This is a genomic window from Methylobacter svalbardensis (genome assembly GCF_037671525.1).
GTDB classification, from domain to species: Bacteria; Pseudomonadota; Gammaproteobacteria; order Methylococcales; family Methylomonadaceae; genus Methylobacter_A; species Methylobacter_A svalbardensis.
Genome location: NZ_JAWPOH010000174.1, coordinates 1 through 1240 on the forward strand (window position 1 = coordinate 1; position 1240 = coordinate 1240).

Below are 1240 nucleotides of genomic sequence, written 5' to 3' on the forward strand. Positions count from 1 at the left end.
AAATACGGAGCGGCAGAAATATCAGTTCCCGTATAAAAAAATTGGGACAGCGCCATTCAGCTGGAGTGTGAACAGGGCTCTATCTTAAATTAAGGCATTATTTGTCTGGACAATGGGGTCCACTATATTGTGCCAAAACTGGTCTATCAAAAATCCCTAATGAATGTCTGGTAAAACTTGTAAAACAGCCATTCATCAATGAATTAAGTGTTAAACGGGCTTCTCTTATTATGCGCCTGTTATAGATGTTAGAAAAACCTACAATTATTTATCATGCAATGTATTTAGGCTGTGAATTAAATCGACTCCTTTGTCAATTCTATCTTCTTCATCAACTCCGGTTAATGCTTGCTTGACCATGCATACAAATGACGAAGTAATGTATCCTGCCTTCGCTGCATCATCCAGTAGTGCCTGACCATCTAAACCTAAAGCCTCTAGCCTGAAGCCATCATTTTGATTGAAAATTTTGACTGTAGCATTACCCTTTACGTATATCAAAGGTGCCCCATAATTCTCCAAATTCATCAGAGTGGTGGAGGCTTTCTTTAGTGAAAACAAAAAAGGTGACCAGTGAAACCCGCCCAACGTTGACCTCCGCATCATGATGCATTGATAAGGCTTGGTGGTATCCTGCCAATAATAAAAGCCGTCTTCATTCTTTCGGAATCCGGTATATTTAATAAAGTAATATCTCCAATCCTTTTCTTTGGCAGGGTTGGCTGTAAATAATGCAAAATATGAATTGATAATCGAATCAACAGTGGAAGCAGGCAAATTATGAAGATGCCCCAACATGAAATACAATGCATTTTGGGTATTATGAAAATCGCCACGCCTCTGACTTGGGGTGAACAGTTCCCGCCATACAGAATTATTCTGATTACCAAATCTTCTTCTCCAATCATGCTTCTGTGAATAATCACCAAAAGTCAACAAAGCTTGACTGATAGAATCATAATCACATCCAACCGTAAATGTGTTATGGAAAGAATCAGCATAATCGTTCAGGTCTGGTAAAAGTTTGAAAATCGTTATACAACCTTGAAGTAAATGGTGATCTTCTAAGCGGCAGATTGTGTCATGAAGGATGCTATTATGCTGGATGAAGACTATAGTGGACCCCATTGTCCAGACAAATAATGCCTTAATTTAAGATAGAGCCCTGTTCACACTCCAGCTGAATGGCGCTGTCCCAATTTTTTTATACGGGAACTGATATTTCTGCCGCTCCGTATTT

At 39.1% G+C, this 1240-nt stretch carries 1 protein-coding gene; it reads right to left on the reverse strand.

The features are described from left to right. Positions 1-264 precede the first annotated feature (264 nt). Positions 265-1128, reverse strand: a complete 864-nt coding sequence (locus RW114_RS20675; RefSeq protein WP_340124611.1) for a hypothetical protein — start codon at positions 1126-1128, stop codon at positions 265-267. Positions 1129-1240: the final 112 nt, after the last annotated feature.